Origin of the sequence: Mesorhizobium sp. M6A.T.Cr.TU.014.01.1.1 (assembly GCF_004022765.1) — a bacterium.
Lineage (GTDB): Bacteria > Pseudomonadota > Alphaproteobacteria > Rhizobiales > Rhizobiaceae > Mesorhizobium > Mesorhizobium mediterraneum.
The window spans coordinates 239369-259948 of the sequence record NZ_RZPG01000006.1; the positions used below are offsets into that span (position 1 = coordinate 239369).

Annotated in this window: 14 protein-coding genes; 12 read left to right on the plus strand and 2 right to left on the minus strand. The window is 59.6% G+C overall.

Features of this window, described 5'->3' with window-relative positions:
• Position 1: 1 nt before the first annotated feature.
• From EN885_RS09420 to EN885_RS09430, 3 genes are all read left to right on the plus strand, one after another.
• Positions 2–1000: an ABC transporter permease gene (locus EN885_RS09420; RefSeq protein WP_095483617.1), complete on the plus strand. Its 999-nt coding sequence runs from the start codon at positions 2–4 to the stop codon at positions 998–1000.
• On the plus strand, positions 997–2178 hold the full coding sequence (locus EN885_RS09425; protein ID WP_095483616.1) for an ABC transporter permease: 1182 nt from the start codon (positions 997–999) through the stop codon (positions 2176–2178). The genes EN885_RS09420 and EN885_RS09425 overlap by 4 nt, the downstream gene beginning before the upstream one ends.
• A 147-nt stretch (positions 2179–2325) precedes the next feature.
• Positions 2326–2805, plus strand: a complete 480-nt coding sequence (locus EN885_RS09430) for a class I SAM-dependent methyltransferase (RefSeq protein WP_128241302.1) — start codon at positions 2326–2328, stop codon at positions 2803–2805.
• A 67-nt stretch (positions 2806–2872) separates the two neighbouring features.
• On the opposite strand, the gene EN885_RS09435 is transcribed toward EN885_RS09430, so the two are convergent.
• Positions 2873–4288: an adenylate/guanylate cyclase domain-containing protein gene (locus EN885_RS09435; RefSeq protein ID WP_095483614.1), complete on the minus strand. Its 1416-nt coding sequence runs from the start codon at positions 4286–4288 to the stop codon at positions 2873–2875.
• Positions 4289–4494: 206 nt separating this feature from the next.
• On the opposite strand from EN885_RS09435, the gene EN885_RS09440 reads away from it, so the two are divergent.
• The 5 genes from EN885_RS09440 to EN885_RS09460 all read left to right on the plus strand — a co-directional run bounded on the left by EN885_RS09440 (position 4495) and on the right by EN885_RS09460 (position 11794).
• Positions 4495–5316, plus strand: coding sequence for a hypothetical protein (locus EN885_RS09440; protein ID WP_128241303.1), 822 nt, complete (start codon positions 4495–4497; stop codon positions 5314–5316).
• Between the two features lie 73 nt (positions 5317–5389).
• The gene (locus EN885_RS09445) at positions 5390–5914 is read left to right on the plus strand and encodes a GNAT family N-acetyltransferase (protein WP_128241304.1); all 525 of its coding nucleotides are present in this window, start codon (positions 5390–5392) and stop codon (positions 5912–5914) included.
• Between the two features lie 203 nt (positions 5915–6117).
• Positions 6118–7503: a hypothetical protein gene (locus tag EN885_RS09450; protein ID WP_128241305.1), complete on the plus strand. Its 1386-nt coding sequence runs from the start codon at positions 6118–6120 to the stop codon at positions 7501–7503.
• A 292-nt stretch (positions 7504–7795) separates the two neighbouring features.
• Complete coding sequence (locus EN885_RS09455; protein WP_128241306.1) at positions 7796–11095, plus strand: adenylate/guanylate cyclase domain-containing protein; 3300 nt, start codon at positions 7796–7798, stop codon at positions 11093–11095.
• Positions 11096–11113: 18 nt separating this feature from the next.
• The gene (locus EN885_RS09460; RefSeq protein ID WP_095483609.1) at positions 11114–11794 is read left to right on the plus strand and encodes a redoxin domain-containing protein; all 681 of its coding nucleotides are present in this window, start codon (positions 11114–11116) and stop codon (positions 11792–11794) included.
• Between the two features lie 49 nt (positions 11795–11843).
• On the opposite strand, the gene EN885_RS09465 is transcribed toward EN885_RS09460, so the two are convergent.
• A complete protein-coding gene (locus EN885_RS09465; protein ID WP_128241307.1) occupies positions 11844–14705 on the minus strand; it encodes a trifunctional glycosyltransferase/class I SAM-dependent methyltransferase/polysaccharide deacetylase in 2862 nt (953 codons plus the stop codon).
• Positions 14706–15619: 914 nt separating this feature from the next.
• Between EN885_RS09465 and EN885_RS09475 the strand changes: the two genes are divergently transcribed.
• Genes EN885_RS09475 through EN885_RS09490 form a run of 4 tightly spaced genes read left to right on the plus strand, consistent with a single transcriptional unit; the run spans position 15620 to position 20528 of the window.
• Positions 15620–16285, plus strand: a complete 666-nt coding sequence (locus EN885_RS09475) for a hypothetical protein (protein WP_095483607.1) — start codon at positions 15620–15622, stop codon at positions 16283–16285.
• Positions 16286–16292: 7 nt separating this feature from the next.
• Positions 16293–18947, plus strand: coding sequence for an OmpA family protein (locus tag EN885_RS09480; RefSeq protein WP_128335171.1), 2655 nt, complete (start codon positions 16293–16295; stop codon positions 18945–18947).
• A 15-nt stretch (positions 18948–18962) separates the two neighbouring features.
• A complete protein-coding gene (locus tag EN885_RS09485) occupies positions 18963–19454 on the plus strand; it encodes a Rab family GTPase (protein WP_245458105.1) in 492 nt (163 codons plus the stop codon).
• 3 nt (positions 19455–19457) lie between these two features.
• The gene (locus EN885_RS09490) at positions 19458–20528 is read left to right on the plus strand and encodes an adenylate/guanylate cyclase domain-containing protein (protein WP_128241308.1); all 1071 of its coding nucleotides are present in this window, start codon (positions 19458–19460) and stop codon (positions 20526–20528) included.
• The last annotated feature ends 52 nt before the right edge of the window (positions 20529–20580 follow it).

The following is a 20580-nucleotide window of genomic DNA, read 5'->3' on the forward strand; positions in this document are numbered from 1 at the left end:
CGTGCTTCGATATCTTGTCTGGCGCATTGCCGTGATGGTTCCAACGCTGCTGGTCATATCGGCACTGGTGTTCACGATCATCGAACTTCCACCAGGCGACTATTTCGACAGCTATGTTGCCGAGCTTCGGGCTCAGGGCGAAGCGGTGGATTCCGACCGCATCGAGATGATGCGCGAGGAATATGGTTTCGACCAGCCACCGCTCATTCGCTACTTCTACTGGGTCGGCGGGATGCTACACGGCGATTTCGGCTATTCCTTCGAATATGAGCTGCCGGTTCGCGATGTCGTCGGGGACCGAATGTGGCTCACGGTGCTGGTTTCCTTCGTCACGATCATCTTCACCTGGCTCATCGCCTTTCCGATCGGCATGTACTCCGCCACGCATCAATACAGCTGGGGCGACTACGGCCTGACTTTCTTCGGCCTTCTCGGCCTTGCGATTCCGAACTTCATGCTGGCGCTGATCCTGATGTATTTCGCCAACATCTGGTTCGGCACATCCATCGGCCATCTCATGGACCAGCAATATCTCGGCGAGCCGATGAGCTGGGCCAAGGCGAAGTCGATCCTCGCCCATCTCTGGATTCCGGTCTTGATCATCGGCACCGGAGGCACGGCAAGCATGATCCGGCGGCTGCGCGCCAATCTTCTCGACGAGCTACACAAGCAATATGTCGTGACCGCGCGCGCCAAAGGACTTCATCCGTTCAAGGCGCTGGTCAAATATCCGCTGCGCATGGCGCTCAATTTCTTCATTTCCGACATCGGCTCTATCCTGCCGGCCATCATCTCCGGCGCCGAAATCACCGCGATAGTGCTGTCTTTGGAAACGACCGGGCCGATGCTGATCAAGGCGCTGCAAAGCCAGGACATGTATCTGGCAGGGTCGTTCCTCATGTTCCTCGCCTTCCTGACGGTCATCGGTGTCCTGATTTCCGACCTAGCGCTGGCGCTGCTTGATCCACGAATTCGTTTGCAGGGCGGCAGCACCAAATGAACACGCATTCGCCCCTGCCCGCTCCGGGTGCTCCACTGCAGCACTATGTTTCCACCGCGCCCTTTGACCTGCAGTCGGTCGAGGCGATGACGCCGGAGCAGTCGAAAGTCTTTCAGGCGTCGCAGTTGCGGCTGATGTGGTGGAAATTCCGGAAGCACCGGCTTGCCGTTATATCCGGCATATTCCTGGCGGCGCTTTATTTCGGGATACTGATCTGCGAGTTCCTGGCGCCCTACAATCTGCACACGCGCAACATGGACTACATCTATTCGCCGCCGCAGCGGGTGCACCTGTTCCACGACGGCCAGTTCGTCGGTCCGTTCGTCTATGGCCGCCAGATGACGCTGGATATGGACACGCTCAAGCGGAACTACATCGAGAAAAAGGATGATGTTCAGCGGATCCGTTTCTTCTGCAAGGGCGACAGTTATCAGTTCTGGGGCTTGATCGAAGGTGACAGGCATTTTGTCTGCCCTGCCGAAAACGGCCAGCTCTTTCTAGCCGGCACTGACAGGCTGGGACGCGATGTGCTCTCGCGCATGATCTATGGCGCACGCATTTCACTGACAATCGGCCTCGTCGGCATCAGTTTCAGCTTCCTGCTCGGCATTGTCATCGGCGGACTGGCCGGCTATCACGGCGGTATCTTCGACCTGATCGTTCAACGGATAATCGAAGTTCTGCAATCGATCCCCAGCATTCCGCTGTGGCTGGCTCTGGCGGCGATCATGCCGATAACCTGGAGTCCGATCCTGATCTATTTCGGCATCACCGTCATCCTCGGGCTGCTCGACTGGACCGGACTGGCGCGGGCCGTGCGTTCAAAGCTTCTAGCCTTGCGCGAGGAGGATTATGTTCTGGCCGCGCAATTGATGGGCGCCAGAAGCAGCCGCATCATCGGGCGGCATCTCATTCCCGGCTTCATGTCGCATCTGATCGCGACGGCGACGATCTCCATCCCCGGCATGATCCTGGGCGAGACGGCGCTGAGCTTCCTCGGGCTCGGCCTGAGGGCCCCGATAACCAGCTGGGGCATCCTGCTCACCGAGGCGCGCAGCGTCAGCGTCATCGCTTTCTATCCATGGCTGCTTTTGCCGATGCTCCCCGTCATTCTCGTCATCATGGCGTTCAACTTCCTCGGCGACGGCTTGCGGGACGCCGCAGACCCCTACAAGTGAGATCGCTGTTCCGCCGCGCGCCGGGCCGCCGACTCCACCCGGTATGACGCTTGTCGGCGGCCGGTTGGGTTATTGCAGGGTTTGTCGTTCGCCTCTATATGCGACAAGCCTCGATCGGGGCTGCTGGTTCAGGACATAAAATCGCATATGAGTCGCCTTGATAATTTCATCAGCAGGATGACCGCACAGCGCGACATTCTCAATCAAATCTGCCCCGAGGTGGCGAAGATGGAGGGGCTTGTGCTCGAGCTCGGCCTCGGCAATGGCCGGACGTTCCACCATCTGCGCGAGCGCCTGCCCGGGCGCCGGATCGTGGTGTTCGACCGCGAAGTTGGCGCACACGCCAGCTCAATTCCCGAAGCTGAAAACCTCGTGCTCGGCGAAATAAGCGAGACGGCCCGCAAGTTCATTGGCATCGACGCCGCTCTTGTTCATGCCGACATCGGCACCGGCTATGACGATCGCGATGCAGTGACCGCTACCTGGCTTCCCGATCTGATTGCGCGCCTGCTTCGCGTCGGCGGCTTCGCGGTCAGTGGCACGCCGCTCGATCACCCGCTGCTGCAACGCCTCCCGCCGCCGACTTCGGAGCCCGCCGATCGTTATTTCCTCTGCAGGCGCGTCTGAGGGGCCGAGACGACCCAAATCTTCAGGGGCCAAATCTTCAGGGGCCAAGTCTTCAGGGGCCAAGTCTTCAGGGGATCGTATAGACTGCTATCTCCCGCTCAATGCCGCGCAGCGAGACCTCGTGGGGCACGGGCGTCAGCGCGTTCCTGTGCAACAGATCGGCGGTGAGATTGTCGTCGACCACCGCACGAGTGGCGAAGATCGCCTGTGCGTTGGCAAGGTTCTGAACCCGTGAAGCAATGTTGACCGTCTGGCCGAAATAGTCCTGTCGCTCGTTCATGGACACGGCGATGCAGGGGCCGGCATGGACTCCGATCTTGAGCAGCAGATCCTCGCGCCCGCTCTTGTCGTTGAGCTCACGCATGGCATCGCGCATCCTGAGGGCCGCGGCAATCGCACGATCAGGCGTCGCGAAGGTCGCCATTACCGCATCACCGATCGTCTTCACCACCGCGCCTGCCTCCGCCGCGACGATCTCATGCAGAACCTGGAAATGCTCGCGCACGAGATCGAAGGCTGAAAGATCGCCCACCCGCTCGTAAAGCTCGGTCGATCCGCGCAGGTCGGTGAACAGGAAGGTCAGGCTGGTGATTTTCAGGCGCTGGTTGATGTCGAGCGTATCCGTGCGATAGAGATCGCGAAAAGTCTGGTTGGTGAGCAGGCGCTTGGCGGTCAGGAAGGGCCGGCGTTTGCCCAGGAAGTCATGCAATTCCTGGCCGGCGATGAAGACCGTCGGCAGCACGCGGGCATCGGTCCTGTTCTCCAGCGAAATGCGCAACGGGCCGGGTTGCATCTCCAGCGTCTGGTTCTGGACATGGTCGCGGTCGAACACCAAAGAGAGGCTTCGGCGCTCTTTTGTTGGTTCGCCCTTCCCGTCGATGAACTGCACTGAATGGGTGACCGGCTCGAAGACGATGACGAATTCAGACGGAAGCTGTATGGGCAGAACCGCCTTTTCACCAGGGGCAAGCTCGATATCCTCCAGCGAGAATGCTTCCATCTTCTTCGCGAAATCCTCTTCCGGCAGATCGACGCCGGACGCCCAGTAGATCTGGCGAAAATATTCCATCAACGGCAATTCGTGTGGATTGTGAGCGGCAATCCTGCGCACGCGGGGGCTGACGGTGAATGTCACCTCGACCATCTCGTCGAGGGTCGGCGAATAGCCCTCGGAGCATAGCGCGCAGGTGTATTCGTCCTTCTGCAAGGTTTTCAGCGTGGCGTTGGTGTCGAGCACGCCGCCACAGCCGGGGCATAGAACATTCCAGGAAATGTCGAAGATGCCCACCCGTGCCGCATGGAGAAAGGCGCTTATGGCGCGCTCCTCGTCGAGGCCATGCTTGCTGGCGAAGGCTGGCACATTGATGCGACAAAGCTCGCGGTCGTTACCCTCCTCGATGGTTCGCTTGATCGCGTCGATTGCCAGTAGATCGACATCGGTCGATTGCCGCAGAAGCGAGAACAGATCCTGAGCTTCGTTCATCGTGCAGGCTCCGGGAAATGCACCCTAGAGGCGTGTTGGCCGGACCGGTTTTCGGTCCGAGCGCTCCATCTTACTTCGAAACGGACCGTACGGCCATTCGAATGGATAAGCCGGTGACAGCTCAATTTCCATTCGGCCGGATTTTCACCGGCCGCAAGCGGCACTATGATGGGTCCATGAGGCATTCATCTTTGGGACTTTCTCCCATGCCGACATCCGACAACCCGCCATTTCCCGCGGCCCTGCGCCTTTTCTCGGTGGTGGTCATCATCGTCCTGATCGTAGGCGCCGGCCTGTTTTTTTCGCCGGTGCTGGTCAAGCCGCGCTGGCCTTGGGCCGTCACGCCGTTCAATGCCCGCTTCCTCGGCGGCTTCTACACCGCCGAAATGGTCATGATGGTGGCGTTGCTGGTCTGGAACCGCTGGTCGCCCGGCAGGCTCGTGCTCGTCATGGCCTTCATCTTCACCGTCATCGTGTCGGCGGCTTCGTTCATCAATCTCGGCTATTTCAACTTCGAGCGCAAAGCGCCCTGGCTCTGGTTTTTGGTCTATCTTGCTTCGGTCGCGGTATCCGGGCTGTTCCTGTGGCGGACCAGGGCCCGTCCTTCTGCAAAAGGCGTGATCTTAAATCCCGCATGGCGCGGCTACATGCCGGTGGAATCGGCGATCCTTGGGCTCTATGGAGTCGGCCTGTTGCTGTTTCCCCTGACATTCAGCGGCTTCTGGCCATGGCCGATCGATGCCTTCCACGCTCAGGTCTACAGCGCTATCTTCCTCGCCGGTGCGGGCGGTGTGTATCTCGTCTGGAGAAGCGCGCCGCGCGAGGAACTGCTGGTGCTCGGCTTGGCGCAGTTTCTGGTTGGCCTCCTTGCCATCCTTGGCCTCGTCATCACCGACGCTGCGGTGCACCGGATCGACTGGACGGCGACCGGGACATTGCGCTGGCTCGCCCTTTTCGGCTGGATCGGCATCAGCGGCGTCTTCAAACTCTACGCCGCCTCCCGGTATATTAGCTCACAATTGGCATAGGTTGCGGAGACGGCTGGATTTTTAGGTGACGTCCGGTGCATCGTGCCGGGCCGATTGCTTTGCCGGGAGCGCCATGACCAGCACGACCTCGCCATCCTCCGAGAAGATCCAGCCGCAGCTCCGGGCCGTCCGGCCAAGCGATGCGGAGGCGCTCTGCGCTATCTTCAACATGCCGGGCTTCCGCTGGGGCACGCTCAGGATGCCCTTCGAGATGGTGGAGCAGGTGGAGCGGCGCATCGCCAAGTCCGGCCAGGAAACCACCTGGATCGTTGCCGAGTTGGACGGCAAGGTCGTCGGCCATGGCAGCCTGGTTGTGCAGGGTTCGCCGCGCCGTTCGCATATCGGCGAGATCAATATCGGCCTTGACGATGCCTTTGTCGGCAAGGGCATCGGCTCTGCCATACTTGGCGCGCTGCTTGACGTGGCCGACAACTGGCGCGCCCTGAAGCGGGTCGAATTGACCGTCTATGCCGACAACGAACCGGCCGTCCGTCTCTACACAAGCCACGGCTTCGAGGTCGAAGGCCGGCATGTGAAGGCCGGCTTTACCGACGGGCAGTACCACGACCTCCTGAGCATGGCCCGGCTGCGGTTCTGAGATCCGCTGTTTGGCCTTAACTGTTTGGCCAATCTAACAATTCGTGCCGGCGAACAGGTGATTGCTCATGGAGAGCTCCGTAGGATACGGTCAATTTCGTCTCACACCATTTTGATCGAGTTGACAATCTACGTGTGGGCCGGCTGCATCCAGCAAGTCTGGTCTCCCTTGGCGTTTGCGCCGCAAGTGGCTAGACGGGACCAATGACCGCTGTCTTTGACCCAACCCCTACGCCTCCGGTGGAAATTCTGGCAGTGCTGTCGCTGCTCTGCCCGGAAGTTGTGCGTGACATAGAGCAGAACTGGAATGCACCGGTTTCCGATTATGCCCGCCATCTGTGGCGGCCGGTGGCAAGGCCTGCATCGGGCCCGGCGATCGCTGCCCGCTCGATCCTGCGCGAAGTCCTGCGTCAGCGCCTTGGGGTGATCATGCAGCCTGAAGAGATCGGCAAGGCCCTCGAAGAGTTCGAGCACAGACCGGTGATTCAGTCCGGCCTGCACTGCCTGCTTCTGATGGACCGGATCACCTTCGATGCCCTCCTGCTTGCCTGGGTCGGCGCGGTCGAAAACGGGCTCTCGGCCTTCTTCAGCTTCATGGGAACGACGATGACCATGGAGACAATTGGCCGGGAGGGGCCGGGATGGCTCGATGTCGGTGACGACAAGGTCAACCTGTTTGGCATGGGGCGCCACAAACTGTGCCGCAAAAGCGCCTGCGTGGCCGGTCCCGTCACCCTCAACAAGCGCGCGCTCGAAGCGGTGGGCGACGAAACGGATGCCAGCCGCTGGCTGGGCACACTGCTTGCCAGCCAGGACAAGGTGTTTGGAACCGCCGCCGATGCGCTGACAGCCCTCAACGAGGATCTGGTCGCCGATTGGGATCGTTCCGGCATGGCCCTGCCGGTTTTCATCGATGATCGGCTCGCCGCGGCTGCCGTGGCGCGGCATCTAGAACATGATGGCAGCCTTCTTTCCGGGCTGCTCATTGAGCCCGCAAGGCGCCAGCGTCTGGAATGTGCCTTGCAAGCGGCCGCATCGAGCCCATTTGGCAGATTTCTGCCCAATGCCACGGCCTATTTCTGGGGCATCCGCGAGGAGCGCGTGCGCAAGCTCGTCCTCGAGAACGGGCACCTAATCGAGCCTGACAGGCCGCATGGTCTTTCCATCCCGTTCGAGCGACCGCATCTCAGGCAGGCGCTGCTGGACGGCGTGCTGCTGCCGAACTTGTTCCTGATGTTCCTCGTCCTTGCCATATTGCCGCGCGTGCGGGTTGTGGGCGGCCTGAGACAGATTGGTTATGTAGCGCTTTTCCACTCTATCCTGCTGGCTGCGCTAGATGAAAACTCGCCGGAAGAGCGCGATCTGGCTGCGGAGCTGCAGGTTCGGGAAAATGCCTGGGGCATGCGGGTCATCGACGAAAATATCTCGGTCCGCGAGCAGCTTGCCGGCCTACCGGAAGGGGCGCTCTTCCCGGACCTGCTCCGGCAATACCGTTTGCGGACACTTGCCGAGACGACCGACGACCTGAAACTGGTTCGCGAAAACGCCCGATGGCGCAAGATCGGCCAGGCAGAGATCAAGGCGAGCTGAGCCTCGCTTCAGGTTGATTTTCTGGTCCGCAACCCCAAAGCGACGGCGATCTATGGGTGAGCCTCTGGCGTCTGATCCGGCCGCTTCCTTGACGCTGATGCCTTTCGGGATTTCGACGACGGCTTCCGCCTTGATCGGCGGCGCTCTGCCACCGGACCCACACTGACCGTTCGATGCCCATTTGCGCTGCCGCTTGCTGGTCGACGGTTATCGGTTCATCCTTGTGAAATACCCTGGCCGTGAAGTGCGTAGTGAGATCACGCCGGCACGGCCCCTAGTGAGGTCTTGTCCTATGGACTGCTCGGGCTGCGGTTTCGAGGTTGAGGGCGGTTACGCTTTCTGTCCGAGGTGTGGCAGGCGCCAGCCCGTGCCATGCGCCAGTTGCGGCTACCCCTGCGCACCTGATTTCGAGTTCTGTCCGAAATGCGGGGCAAGCGTCGGTGCGCCCGCAAAAACCGTCGAACGGCCTGCTCCCACACCAAGCCGGACCGTTGTGCCGCCTTCTCGAACTCCGTCGCTGCTTCCGAACATCGAAAGCGAAGATGGGCTGCATCCCGTCTCTGACGCCGATCGCCGGACGGTAACAGTCCTGTTCGCCGACCTTTGCGGCTTCACGACACTCAGCGAGCAGCTCGACCCCGAGGTCATGCAAGCGCTGCAGAACGAACTGTTCAAGGAATGGACGGCGGCCGTGCGAAACTTTGGTGGTTTCGTCGACAAATTCATCGGCGATGCACTGCTCGCCTTGTTCGGTGCGCCGGTTGCGCATGAGGACGATCCGGAACGTGCGCTTCGCGCCGCTCTCGACATGATCGCCCGGACGGCGCGGCTCGGCGAAAGCACCCCGCACTCCGGCTCGCCTCTGTTACTCCACATCGGCATAAACACTGGTCCGGTCGTTACTGGTGGATTGGGCATCGGCACCGCCAAATCCTATTCGGTGACCGGCGACACAGTGAATACGGCGCAACGCCTGCAATCGCTGGCCGCACCGGGTGAGGTGCTGGTGGGCGAGCTCACTCACAGGCTGACCCGGCATGCCTTCTCTTACGAGCCGCTGGGTGATGTCGTGTTTCGCGGCAAGGCTGGCAGTGTGCTCGTCCATCGACTGGATGCACCGCTTGCGGCGCCGCGTGCAGCGCGTGGGCTCGAGGCGCTCGGCCTCAGTGCGCCGATAATAGGTCGTGGTGCGGAGTTCAATAGAATGCTGGCGAGCCTTGACCAGGCCTGCGGCGGCTCGGCCCAACTTGTCCGCCTCGTCGGAGAAGCCGGTATCGGGAAATCGCGGCTGGTGAAGGAGTTCGTCGCCCGCGTCGGCGACGAGGATCGTTTTCGCAACGTCGCCGTGCGGCTGGCCACCTGCTCACCGCTGGGCGAACAATCATTTGGCGCCTTGGGCGCAGTGGTGCGCAGCGCTGCCGGGATGATGCAAAATGACAGTGGGGACGAAGTGCGGGGGAAGCTCGCAGGCTTGCTTACCGATCTCGGCCTACAGGGCGAGGAGGCGAAGCGGCTGATGCCTTTGCTCTACCATGTGCTCGGCCTTGGCGACCCGGATGCCACCTTGCAGCATGTCGAGCCCGAGCAGTTGCGGCGGCAAATTCTCTACGCAGTCCGCACAATCATCGAACGGCGGCTTGCGTTGTCGCCGCTGTTAATTGTCGTCGAAGACCTGCACTGGGCCGACGCCGTGTCGCTCGAGGCACTACGTTTCGTGATGGACAGGTTGGAACGCACGCGGTTGATGTTGCTGGTCACGCATCGTCCGGCGCCGGACAACGGCCAGCTCGACTCTAGTCGGGTCAGTCACACAGCGCTCAGGCTTTCGCCGCTCAACAATGATGACGGACGCAGCCTGCTGGCGGCGCTTTTCGGCGAGAGCTGGGTAAACTCCGCAGGAGGGCTTCTCGACCAGATCCTCGAGCGCGCGGGCGGCAACCCCCTTTTTGTAGAGGAGATCGTTCGCGGCCTTATCGATCGCGGTGTACTGATGCGCGAGGGCCAGCGATGGCGGACTGTGGCAGGCGAAGTCGCAACCGGCATTCCCGCCACTATCCAGGCAATGTTGCTTGCTCGCGTCGACCGGCTGCCCCAAGAGGTGCGCCGGTTAGCCCAGGAAGCCGCGGTAATCGGCCCGCGCTTCGATGCCACACTTCTGAAAGCCGTGACAGCCGACCCCGGCCGGCTAGAAGCCGGCTGCGAACTGCTTTGCGATGCGGAAATCATCGAGGAAGTTGCTGGATCAGGCTCGGTCTCGTCGCAAAGCTACCGCTTTACGCAAACATTGCTGCAGGACGTGATCTACCAGAATCTGCTCCTGCAACGCCGGACCGACATCCATGGGCGGGTCGGTGCTGCCTTGGAGCAACTGTGCGGCGACAAGCCGGAACGGCTCGAGGATTTGACCGTGCTCGGTCATCATTTCGCACAGAGCGCCGAGCGGGAGAGGGGCGCGCATTACCTGCAGGCGGCGGGCGATCGCGCTCGCATGATATACGCCAACGACGACGCCCTTCGTTTCTACGAGCGAGCACTGGCTGCGTTGGGCGCGATCGGGCAAACACCGCTCAAACTGGCAATTGCAGAGCGCATTGCCGATTTGAGCGGCCCGGTAGGCCGCCGCGAGATCGCGCACCATCACTACGAGACGGTGTTGCAGGCATACCGCGAGTCAGCCGATCGTGTCGCTTCGGCGCGCGTTTTACGCAAGATCGGTCGGCTGCTCTGGGACGTCGGCAAGCGGGACAACGCAGAATCCCGCTATGCTGAAGCGGCAGCGCTCCTCGATGGAGCGGATGCCCCGATCGAGCAGGCGCATCTCTGGCAAGAACGTGGCCGACAGGCGTTCCGTAGCGGAGATCACGCTCTCGCGGCAAAATGGGCAGACGCGGCGCTGGATTGCGTACGCTCTCTGACAACGGAGCATGTCTCCGAGGTAGGGTGTGATGCCACTCTCGTGACCGCCGAGGCACTTAATACCAAGGCTGTCGCGCTGGCTCGCCTTGGGCAAAACCGTGAAGCCGTGCGTCAGGTTGAGCGTAGCATTGAATTGGCCGAAGCCGCCGGTCTACTGGGCGCGGCGTGCCGCGGCTACACCAATCTCGGCGTGCTTTACACGACCATCGATCCGGCACAGGCGATGGAGGTCTGTAGGCGCGGTCTTGAAGTGGCGCGCCATATTGGTGATTTGGGTTTCCAGGCGCGCCTCCTCGCCAATCTGGCGGTCGCTTGTTGTACTTTCACGGATCGCTGTCCAAGGGAGGGCGTGCCTGCTGCCGAGAAGGCCATCGAGATCGACCGGGCGCTCGACCAGCGCGAGCACCTGCCGGTGCCGTTGATCGTGCTTGGGCAGATCCACCAGTGCAACGGCCGTCCGGAACTGGCGATTGGCTTGTTCCACGAAGCACTCGACGTAGCCCGCGAAACGGGCGAGCCCCAACTGCTGTTTCCGTGCTATGATGGGCTCGCAACGCTTAATCTCGACCTCGACAATCTGGCCGAGGCCGAACGCTACTTTTCCCTGGCGCAGGGAATATGCGCCCAGCACGGGCTCGACCCGGAAGCGCTTGTGGTGCTGCCTTTTCTCGACTAGCCGGGTTGGAGGTTGGAAATGTCCGCGCGTGCTGACTTGGTGCCGCTTCAACCGGGCGACCGTGCGCCGAACTTGGTTCTCGACGCCATTACCCAGGAAGGCAAGATTGCGCTTGACGACTTTCGCGGACAAAAACCGGTGCTGGTCGGCCTGTTTCGAGGTCTGCATTGTGCGTTTTGCCGGCGCCATATCGCCGCCCAGGCGCGGCTTGATCCGGAACTGCGCGAAAAGGGCGTGGAGAGCCTGACGGTGGTCAACACGCCGATCGAACGGGCGCGTCTCTATTTCCGCTACCACCCGATACCGAATCTGCTCGCGGCCTCCGACCCTGAACGCGCTTCACATCGTGCTTTTGGACTGCCCAATCTCGAATTCACCCAAAACGAGACGAAATGGCCGTACAAGGTCTCGATGGCAGCGGTAATGGATATGCGGGTCGACATACCAAGCGAGTTGCCCGGTCCTATGGATCCTCTTGCGGCCGGCGAAATCCTCGACAAGAAGGACAATTACGAAATGACCGAAGCCGACGAGCAGATGATGGCAACGGGACACGGACAACTGGTCGGTCAGTTCCTGCTGGACCGGCAGGGGATCGTCCGCTGGAGCTTCACGGAGGTTCCAGAGGGTGGGCGATACATGTTTGGGGCGCCAAACCCGCAGGAGCTGATGTCAGCCGTGTCCCAAGTCGCCCAATAGATTTGCGAACGAGGTAAACGAGCGGGACACTGAAATGACACTGACAAGTTCACCGCTCTTCGAGCACAGCCTCGACAATGGCAACAAAGTCATCGAGTGAGCGGTCTCCGCGAATCTCGATGCGCGGAAGGTCGATGGGATCGCAGTCGAGGCCCGCCGGCCCGTGTCTGCCGCCGAAGCCGATTCGATAGCCGCACTCCTTGGCCAGCCTGCCAAGCCGTCGGTCGGTGACAGAGAAGGGTGCCGCGAACGCCGTGGTTGGCCGACCGGTCCACCGTTCGATAAACATACGAGAGCGCAGGAGCTCAGCGGCTAAGTCAGAACTCGACAGACCATCGATTGCGCGATGCGTCGCCAGATGGCTTCCGAAGAACGCACCTTCGGCGGAGAGGCGCCGCACCGTCCCGGCGTCCATAAGCTGCGTCGGCGGACCGGTATAGGCGTCCCACTGTGCACTTTCACCCACCAAGTCCGTCACCAGGAACACTTCCGCGGTCAGGTCGTTCGTGCGCAAGGTCGGCCAGGCGTGGTCAGCAAAGTTCTGGAAGCCGTCATCGAAGGTGATGAGCACTGGGCGACCAACGAAAGGGCGACGGTTGGCGATGAACTCTTCCAACTGCTCAGACCCAATCGCGTGAAAGCCATTGGAGCGCAGCCATGCCATCTGGCTGCCGAATGCGGCGGGCGTGAGCCGAAAACGGGCGAGAGCGGCCGGACCATCATCGGAGACGCTGTGATACATGAGGACAGGAATACGCTGCCGCCGCTCGCTACGCGCAACGTCGCGGCGCAAGGCCCGCGCGCCGCCCCAGACGATATTTCGCGCGACCCCGATTTCGATGCGCGCGCGGATTGGCACATGATCTATCATCGGTTCCGTCGCCACGTCGTCGGGTGACAGGCGGCGGAAGCGGTCTATGCGATAGAGCTCGGTCTGGATCGATTGCTCCAAGACGAGGCCTTCAGTCGCTGCCAGCGTCTCCGAGATCGCTTGTGCACCGAATGTGTTCCAGTCGAAGCCCGTCCTTTCAACATTGTCACGCAGCACGAATGCGTGTGCGCTGATGAAACTGCCGCCAGGCGCCAACGCCTCTGCGAATTTTTTGGCGATGCGCGGCAACTCGGCCAGATCATCCAGATAGTAAAGCACTTCCGAACAGAAGATCAGATCCATCTCACCCGGCAGCGTGTCGGCAGAGAAATCCAGTACGCCGAATTCAATATTCGGCTGATCGCCGCATCGCGCGCGGGCCCGTTCGATGGCTATGGCGGAGATGTCGGTTGCGGTCAAATGGCCCACTCGCGGCGCCAGCTGCCGCGTGAAATGGCCCTCCGCGCAGGCCAGCTCAAGCGCCCGTTCGATGGGACCGGCAGGCAGAATTTCGAGTTGCCGCTGATATTTTTCCTGCTCATAGGGCGAACCGTAGTTCCAGGGATCCTCGGTCGCGAAATAGCCATTCCAGAACGACGTGCGATCCTTGTCGTGCCTGACCCGTGCGCGGCGCGGCGCCGCGGGAGGCTCCGCAGGTTCGGCGCTCGACCTAACCAGCTCCCGCGCTTCCTCGGCCAATTGGGCGAGTCTGCCGAAGTGACTGTCCGGATCGGACCGGCGTTCAAGCCGCTCAGGGGGCACGACATTCAGGAGCAATTCAATCCAATGACGCCTTGTCACTGTCCCGAGCACGCCGAATTGCACGACAGCCTCGATCTGGCCATCCATCATCAGATAGGCATAGATTTGATCGATTCCTTGCGGAATTTCGGTCGAGGCCGGATTTCGACCGTCGACGCGAATTCCAAGTGTCCGCGCCAGCCTGCGCGGCGCGGCAAGATCGTCGACGTCGAGAAGCATTTGCTCAAGGTGATACTGGACGCGGCGACCCGCGACGGGGTTGTCCCAGAGCTTGCCGAGTTCGATGATCAACTCGGTGAAGGAGCCGCCGAACCTGTCCCACCTGGCAGCCAATTGCGCTGGCACCGATAAGCTTCCTACCATAAGGCCATCGAAGGCCACCTTGGCGATCTCACGCGCCCACTTACGTCCTGCCGGGAGCGCGCGCAGCGACTGCGGGTTGATCGAGCGTGAGCCGCAGCCGCATTCCGACGCGGCGTTCCACAACGCGAACCACGCGAGTGCCTCGGAAGCGGTGTGGCCGCTCGCCTCGATCGCTCCATTGGCGTGTGCTGATGCTGGGTGTTTGACCCTGGGATCAGGAGAAAAGCCGCGGGTGATCACGATTTCCGCATCTACCAGCATCTGCGCCGAATTGCGGCTGAGCGAGTTGGGGCTGGCTCGATAGAAAGCGAGCGGCTCGTCGACCATCACCCAATTTTTGCCTAGACGCGCGAGGCGCTGCCACAGATCCCAGTCCTCGCAGGTGCGCAGCGACACATCGAAACTGCCCAACTCGACAATTGTCTCCCGGTCGACTAGCAGCGCGTGAGTGCGGATGGCACACCGACGGGCGAGTGTTTCGAAGGGCTGGGTCGCAACCTCCGTCGAGATGCTCGGCGGGGTGAGTTCGCCATCGGGCATCACGCGCCGAGAACCGCAATAGGCCGCCACTGCATCGGGAGCTGTTTTCAGCGCGGCCAGCATTTTCGCAAGGAAGCTGGCATCCACCCAATCGTCCGCATCCAGAAACATCAGCCAATGGCCGCGCGCTGTCGAAATCCCGCTATTGCGCGCGCCGGCGGCGCTATACGCGCAAGAGTTCAATGTCCGAAATCGGGCATCGCGCTCCACATAACCGGCGATGATCGCGGAGGTGCGGTCAGTGGAGGCGTCGTCGATGATGATCGCCTCCCAATCCACTATTTCCTGATCGAGAAGGCAATCGAGTGCGCGCGCCAGCGTTGCCTCCGCGTTGTGCGCAGGAACCACGATTGAAACCAAGGGATTATGCGCCACGCCGTCTTACCCGCGCCTGGTTCGAAGGTAGAACAAGGCTCCCGGAACATAGCCCGCGAATTCCTGGCAAAGGAAACGGTCCTTAGGGACGCTGTGTCCAAACAGTGTTCTGCGAATTCTTCCGAGCCGCCGCGACGCCACTATTGGGCTGCAAAGGGAGCTTGCTCCTGTCGTGGTACCGATGCTGGAAGCCTGGCGCAGCATTCGCATCCGTGCCGCCGAGCTTGGGCGCCAGCTGTCGCAGATGCACGTCAAAGCAAGCACGCCGCATACTCATGTCGATCCCCGGAATCGGCGCCATGACCATAAGCTGCGGTCCCTGGCGCCGTACGAGTGAAATAGCTATGGCAAACTGACGTCCTTTGCAATCGGGGCGCAACAAAGCAAGCCCACGGAAGCTTGGTGTGAATGACTGCAGTTGTCGGGACTACTGTTCCCCTCCTATCGACCGAAATGCCTCGACACCGAGGTGCACTCTCGAACAGCCATTCTCCGTGCGAAAGAACACCTTCCTTCTACGGTTGGGCCCGCATCGGAAACCGATCGTCGCAGTATACAGCCGGATGCGAGGCAGTATGTGTACCGCCATATCATCTAATTTAGATATTTCTAATGAGTCAGCGCTACTTAATTGCGCTCCAGTAGATATAGCCTAATATTGTATTGCTCAATTCGATAGTAGATTTCATCCAATGGTCGATTAGATTAGCTGATTGTGGCATCTATAACAAGAGATGCGAAATCTACACCATTCGGAGCTCGTTTATTTGCTGCTAGTCCAAGAGATGTAAAAGGGACGCACGAATTGGCTTAGGTCAAGAAGATTCCGGCTTGCGAGCCGGGTATTTTGCTGACATTCTTGTCCGTTTCTGAGTTTCGCACTGTGGCAGTTGTTCAAAAGAAGGGGCACAAGGATGGCCAAGGAATCTTCGAATAGCGCTTCTCCAGCAAATAAAGCGGACGTAAATCTGATAGGTAATGCAGACGGAAACGGGCTGGCCTTCATGGCGGCCCAGGCTCGCGAGAGCGGAGGCCCCGGCGACGCTGTAGGTGTCGACAAGATACGTGATCTGCTGTTCGGCAACCAGATGCAGGACTATGACCGCCGTTTTTCCAAGCTTGAAGAACGGTTCTTGCAGCGCTTCAAGGATGTCGAATCCGAGGCCAAGCGCAATCTTGAAATGTACGAGTCAAATGCAAAGAAGCAGGTCGAATCGCTTGCGGGGCAATTGCGGAACGAAAAAGATGCACGAGCCGAGGCCGACAAGGAGATTGACCGGAATCTTCGCGAGCAAAATCAGGCGCTTGAAAAGCAGGTGCGCGCGTTGTCGGATCAATTGAGCGAGCTTGAGCGCGAAGTTGCGGACCGGATAAATCGAAGCGATCAATTGCTGCGTGAGGAAATCAAGCAAAAGAATGAAACCATTCAGATGGTAATGGAGAAAATGTTTTCCGATCTCAGCAACGTCAAGACCGACCGAAATCTTTTGGCTGGCCTGTTTGTCGAGGTTGCAAAATGTCTAAATCAGGATCCCGTCGGCAGCAAGAGCAACTCGGAACGTAGCTGGAAAGTGAGTTGATCGGAACTTGACGTCGACCGTCGACCCAATCAGCCTTCCTCAAGCGGCTTCGAACGATACAGAGATTGATCGCGAGGCTCTGGCTAGTCTGTTGGTCGAAATTGCCCGGAACGTTGATCCGGACTATCGTGCGCGTTTCGACGGAGTTCCAACCGCCGATCCTCGCATGGAAACGCTGCGCCAATTGCTGGTCGGCCGCGAAATTTCGGAGCTTTCACGAGTTACGCACCTGCTCGACGAACCTGAGCAGCTTGCGTCTGCAGTTGGGGGTGTTCTCCCCAGTGCAGCCGCACGCGCGCCTTATGCGCAACTCGGCGAGGCCCTTGCGCCAGCTGTCGAGAGGGCCGTGCAACGGTCCATCCAGAAGAGCCCGCGCACGCTTACGGATATATTATATCCGGTGTTTCTGCCGGCAATTCGCAAGTCGATCGGGGAAAAGATCGATCAGACCTTTCAGTCGCTGAATGAAACTTTAAGACATATATTTACCTGGCATGGGCTCAAGTGGAGATTTGAAGCTTGGAGAACGGGTGCAAGCTTCTCAGAAGTTGTTCTTAAGCATTCACTTGTCTACCGTGTAGAACATGTCTTTCTCATTAACCGCAATTCCGGGCTTTTGATAGCGCATGTAACTGCCGATAATGCAACGAGCGAAGACCCTCAACTCATTTCTTCGATGCTTAGTGCAATTCAAGATTTTGTGAAAGATTCATTTAACGAGAAAGAACAGAGCGGCCTGGACACTATCCGTTTTGGGGAGCTTCGTCTCTGGTCAGAAGTTGGACCGTTTGCGACGTTGGTTGCGGTGATCCGCGGAAATCCGCCAGAGGAATTACATGAAATAATTCGCGATGTGTTGCTTCGCATCCATGATGAATGCTCACAGGCTTTAGAGCAGTTTGACGGCGACAGTTCGCAGCTGGCCGGCGTAGAGACGCAGTTGCAGACCTGCGTTGAACTGAAGCAGGAGGACTCAAACCAGGGATTCCCGTGGCTGGTGGTGGCTGCAGTCCTGCTGGTTTTGATTCCGGCAGGCGGTTGGTTCTTTCTTTCCTGGCAATCCGGGCAGCGCTGGCAGGCCTATGTGTCGCGGCTGAGTACCCAGCCGGGCATAATCGTTGCCGAACAAAAAATGCGCGATGGCCAATTCTATATTGCCGGCCTGAGAGACCCGCTTGCCGCCGACCCGCAGTCACTGTTGTCCGGAACGCAGGTCGATCCCGCCCGCGTTCATTCAGACTGGCAATTCTATCAGAGCCTTGAGCCGGAGTTCGTGCTGAAGCGGCTAACGGCGTCGCTGGCTCCGCTGGATTCAGTACGACTTTCGATCGTCAATGATCGCATCATTGCCGAGGGTGAGGCTCCCGACACCTGGATAGATCGGGCACGCGCAGCGGCCCGACAGCTTTCGGCAGGCGGACCGGTATTCGACATCTCCAAGGTTCGTGATGTGAGCCCCGAAGCACGCGCGGCGGAGCACTGGCAGGCCTATGTGTCGCAGCTGAGTACCCAGCCGGGCATCATTGTTGCCGAACAAAAGGTGCGCGATGGCCAATTCTATATTGCCGGCCTGAGAGACCCGCTTGCCGCCGACCCGCAGTCACTGTTGTCCGGAACGCAGGTCGATCCCGCTCGCGTTCATTCGCAGTGGCAATTCTATCAGAGCCTTGAGCCGGAGTTCGTGCTGAAGCGGCTAACGGAGTCGCTGACCCCACCGAAATCAGTTCGACTTTCGATCGTCAATGATCGCATCATTGCCGAGGGTGAGGCTCCCGACACCTGGATAGATCGGGCACGCGCAGCGGCCCGGCAGCTTTCGGCAGGCGGACCGGAATTCGACATCTCCAAGGTTCGTGATGTGAGCCCCGAAGCACGCGCGGCGGAGCACTGGCAGCATTATGTGTCGCGACTTGAGGCCCAAGCGGGGATCATCGTCGCCCAACAAACGGCGAGGGGCGGACATTTCTACATTTCCGGCCTGAGAGACCCGCAGGCCGCCGACCCGCAGGCTCTGCTGTCCGGAACAGGGGTTGATCCGGCTCGCGTTCATTCGCAGTGGCAATTCTATCAGAGCCTTGATCCGAAGTTCGTGGTGAAGCGGCTGATGGCATCGCTGGCCCCGCCGGATTCAGTACGATTTTCGATCATCAAGGATCGCATCGTTCTCGTGGGTGAGGCTCCTGCCGCCTGGATAGATCGGGCGCGGGTCGCCGCCCAACAACTGGCCGCGGACGGACTCTCTCTAGAAATTTCCGAGCTGCGCGAGTTGACCCCTCAGGAACTCACTCGTTTGAGGGAGGCTATCCAAGCGGTCGACATTTTCTTCGATTCTGGCAAGGCTGTACCGGGACCAGAGCAACTGCCAGTTCTCGACAAATTGGCGAATCAGTTGAAGGAATTGGCCAAGGACGCCCGCAAGGCGGGCGTAACAGCACAGTTCATGTTGACTGGCCATTCGGACGCCGTGGGCCGTGAGACGACCAACGCGTCAATCAGCGCCGCCCGCGCCGAGACAGTTCGTGCGCTTCTCAAGAAGCGCGGCGTCGCTCCGGAATCGCTTTTGGTTCGCGGCGCGGGCACCTTTGAGCCGGCGGAGACTGAGAATAGCCGAACCGGGAGCTCCGCCAATCGCAGAGTTTCGGTTACGGTAAACTTCCACTAGGCGGAGCCCAGGATATTGCAAAAGAAGATCTGCATGTTGGGCGGGTTCGCTGTCGGAAAGACGAGTCTGGTTCGCAGGTTTGTGCAAAGCATCTTTTCAGAAACCTACTTGACCACCGTGGGCGTGAAAATCGACAAGAAGAGCGTCGCATTCCCGGACAAAACCGTGGATCTGATTCTGTGGGATTTGGCCGGCGAAGACGATATCGGCTCATTTCGCGTCAGCTATGTGCGAGGTGCGAGCGGGCTCGTGCTTGTCGTCGATGGAACCCGCGCCGCTACACTTGCCGTGGCGCTCACGCTGCGCGAGCGGGCCGAGGCCGAATTCGGCGCTATGCCGTTTGTATTGCTGTTCAACAAATCCGATCTGGCCGATCGGTGGGCAATAACGGATAGTGAGATTAACGAACTGAGGCAACTTGGATGGCAAATCTATCTAACAAGCGCGCTTTCGGGTGAACATGTTGATGATGCATTTCGTCAGCTTGCTTCGATGGTCACCAAATAGACCATGCATGGATTGCCAAGAGAAGTCAGAAGCTGGATTTACGATTTCTTCTACAACGATCACTCTGTCGCATACCTGAAAATTGACGCCCAGCTTTGCATCGCTGCGAAGGGCGGTAGTGTTGAACATTACGGACTCTCATCACTTCGCATTGGTAGGCCTGTTGCCGAGCAACTTGAATTCATGGAAGGCTTGCTGCCTTGCCCGGAGCTGCCATATCATATGGCCATGGTCGAACTGCCCAGCGGGCGTGTCGCGGACCTTCATCTTTTTGCTGACAATGCCTGCGTGTGGCTGCTCTTTCTTGACGCCACCGCCGAACGCGACAATAGGCAGCGGCTTCAACAGAAGGCTTATGAAATGACACTCCTGCAAGAGAGGGAGCGTCAACTCAACGAAAAATTACAATTGGCGAACGAGGCGTTGAGGCAGAGCCAAGAGGGATTGTCGCGTGAATACCAGCGCGCCGAAAGCCTACTCCTCAACATTCTTCCAGCGTCGATCGCGGAGCGGTTAAAAGCGGACGAACAAATTGCAGACAACCACGCTGAGGTGAGTGTGCTTTTTGCCGACATCGTCGGCTTTACGGAAAGAGCGCGGAGCGTCGGAGCCGAGACAACGCTCGCTATTTTAAATTACTTCTTCAAGGCGGCGGATCTGCTCTCGGAACGATACGGCTGCGAAAAGATCAAGACAATTGGCGATTGTGTGATGGTGGTCGCTGGCCTCCCCGTCGCGCGATCAGATCATGCGGAAGCCCTTGCGCACTATGCACTTGAACTGCGGAAGGCGGTTAAGCTCGAGCGCTTCGCAGGAGAACCGCTAAGACTCAGAATTGGAATTCACTCAGGACCAATCGTCGCGGGCGTCATAGGCAAAAGGCGGTTTGCCTACGACCTGTGGGGCGAGACCGTTAATCTCGCAGCACGTATTCAAACGTCCGCGGAGCCCGATGAAATCCGTATTTCGGATGCAACTCACAAACTGCTTGGACCGGATTTTGCTTGCGACCCACTCGCGGAAACGGAATTGCGTGGTACAGGTCGTGTACGAATGTGGCGGCTCCCGGCCTGATTTGCCGCTTGGCAGTGCCGACCCTGGAGCGCAGCTTGCTCGATCCATCGGC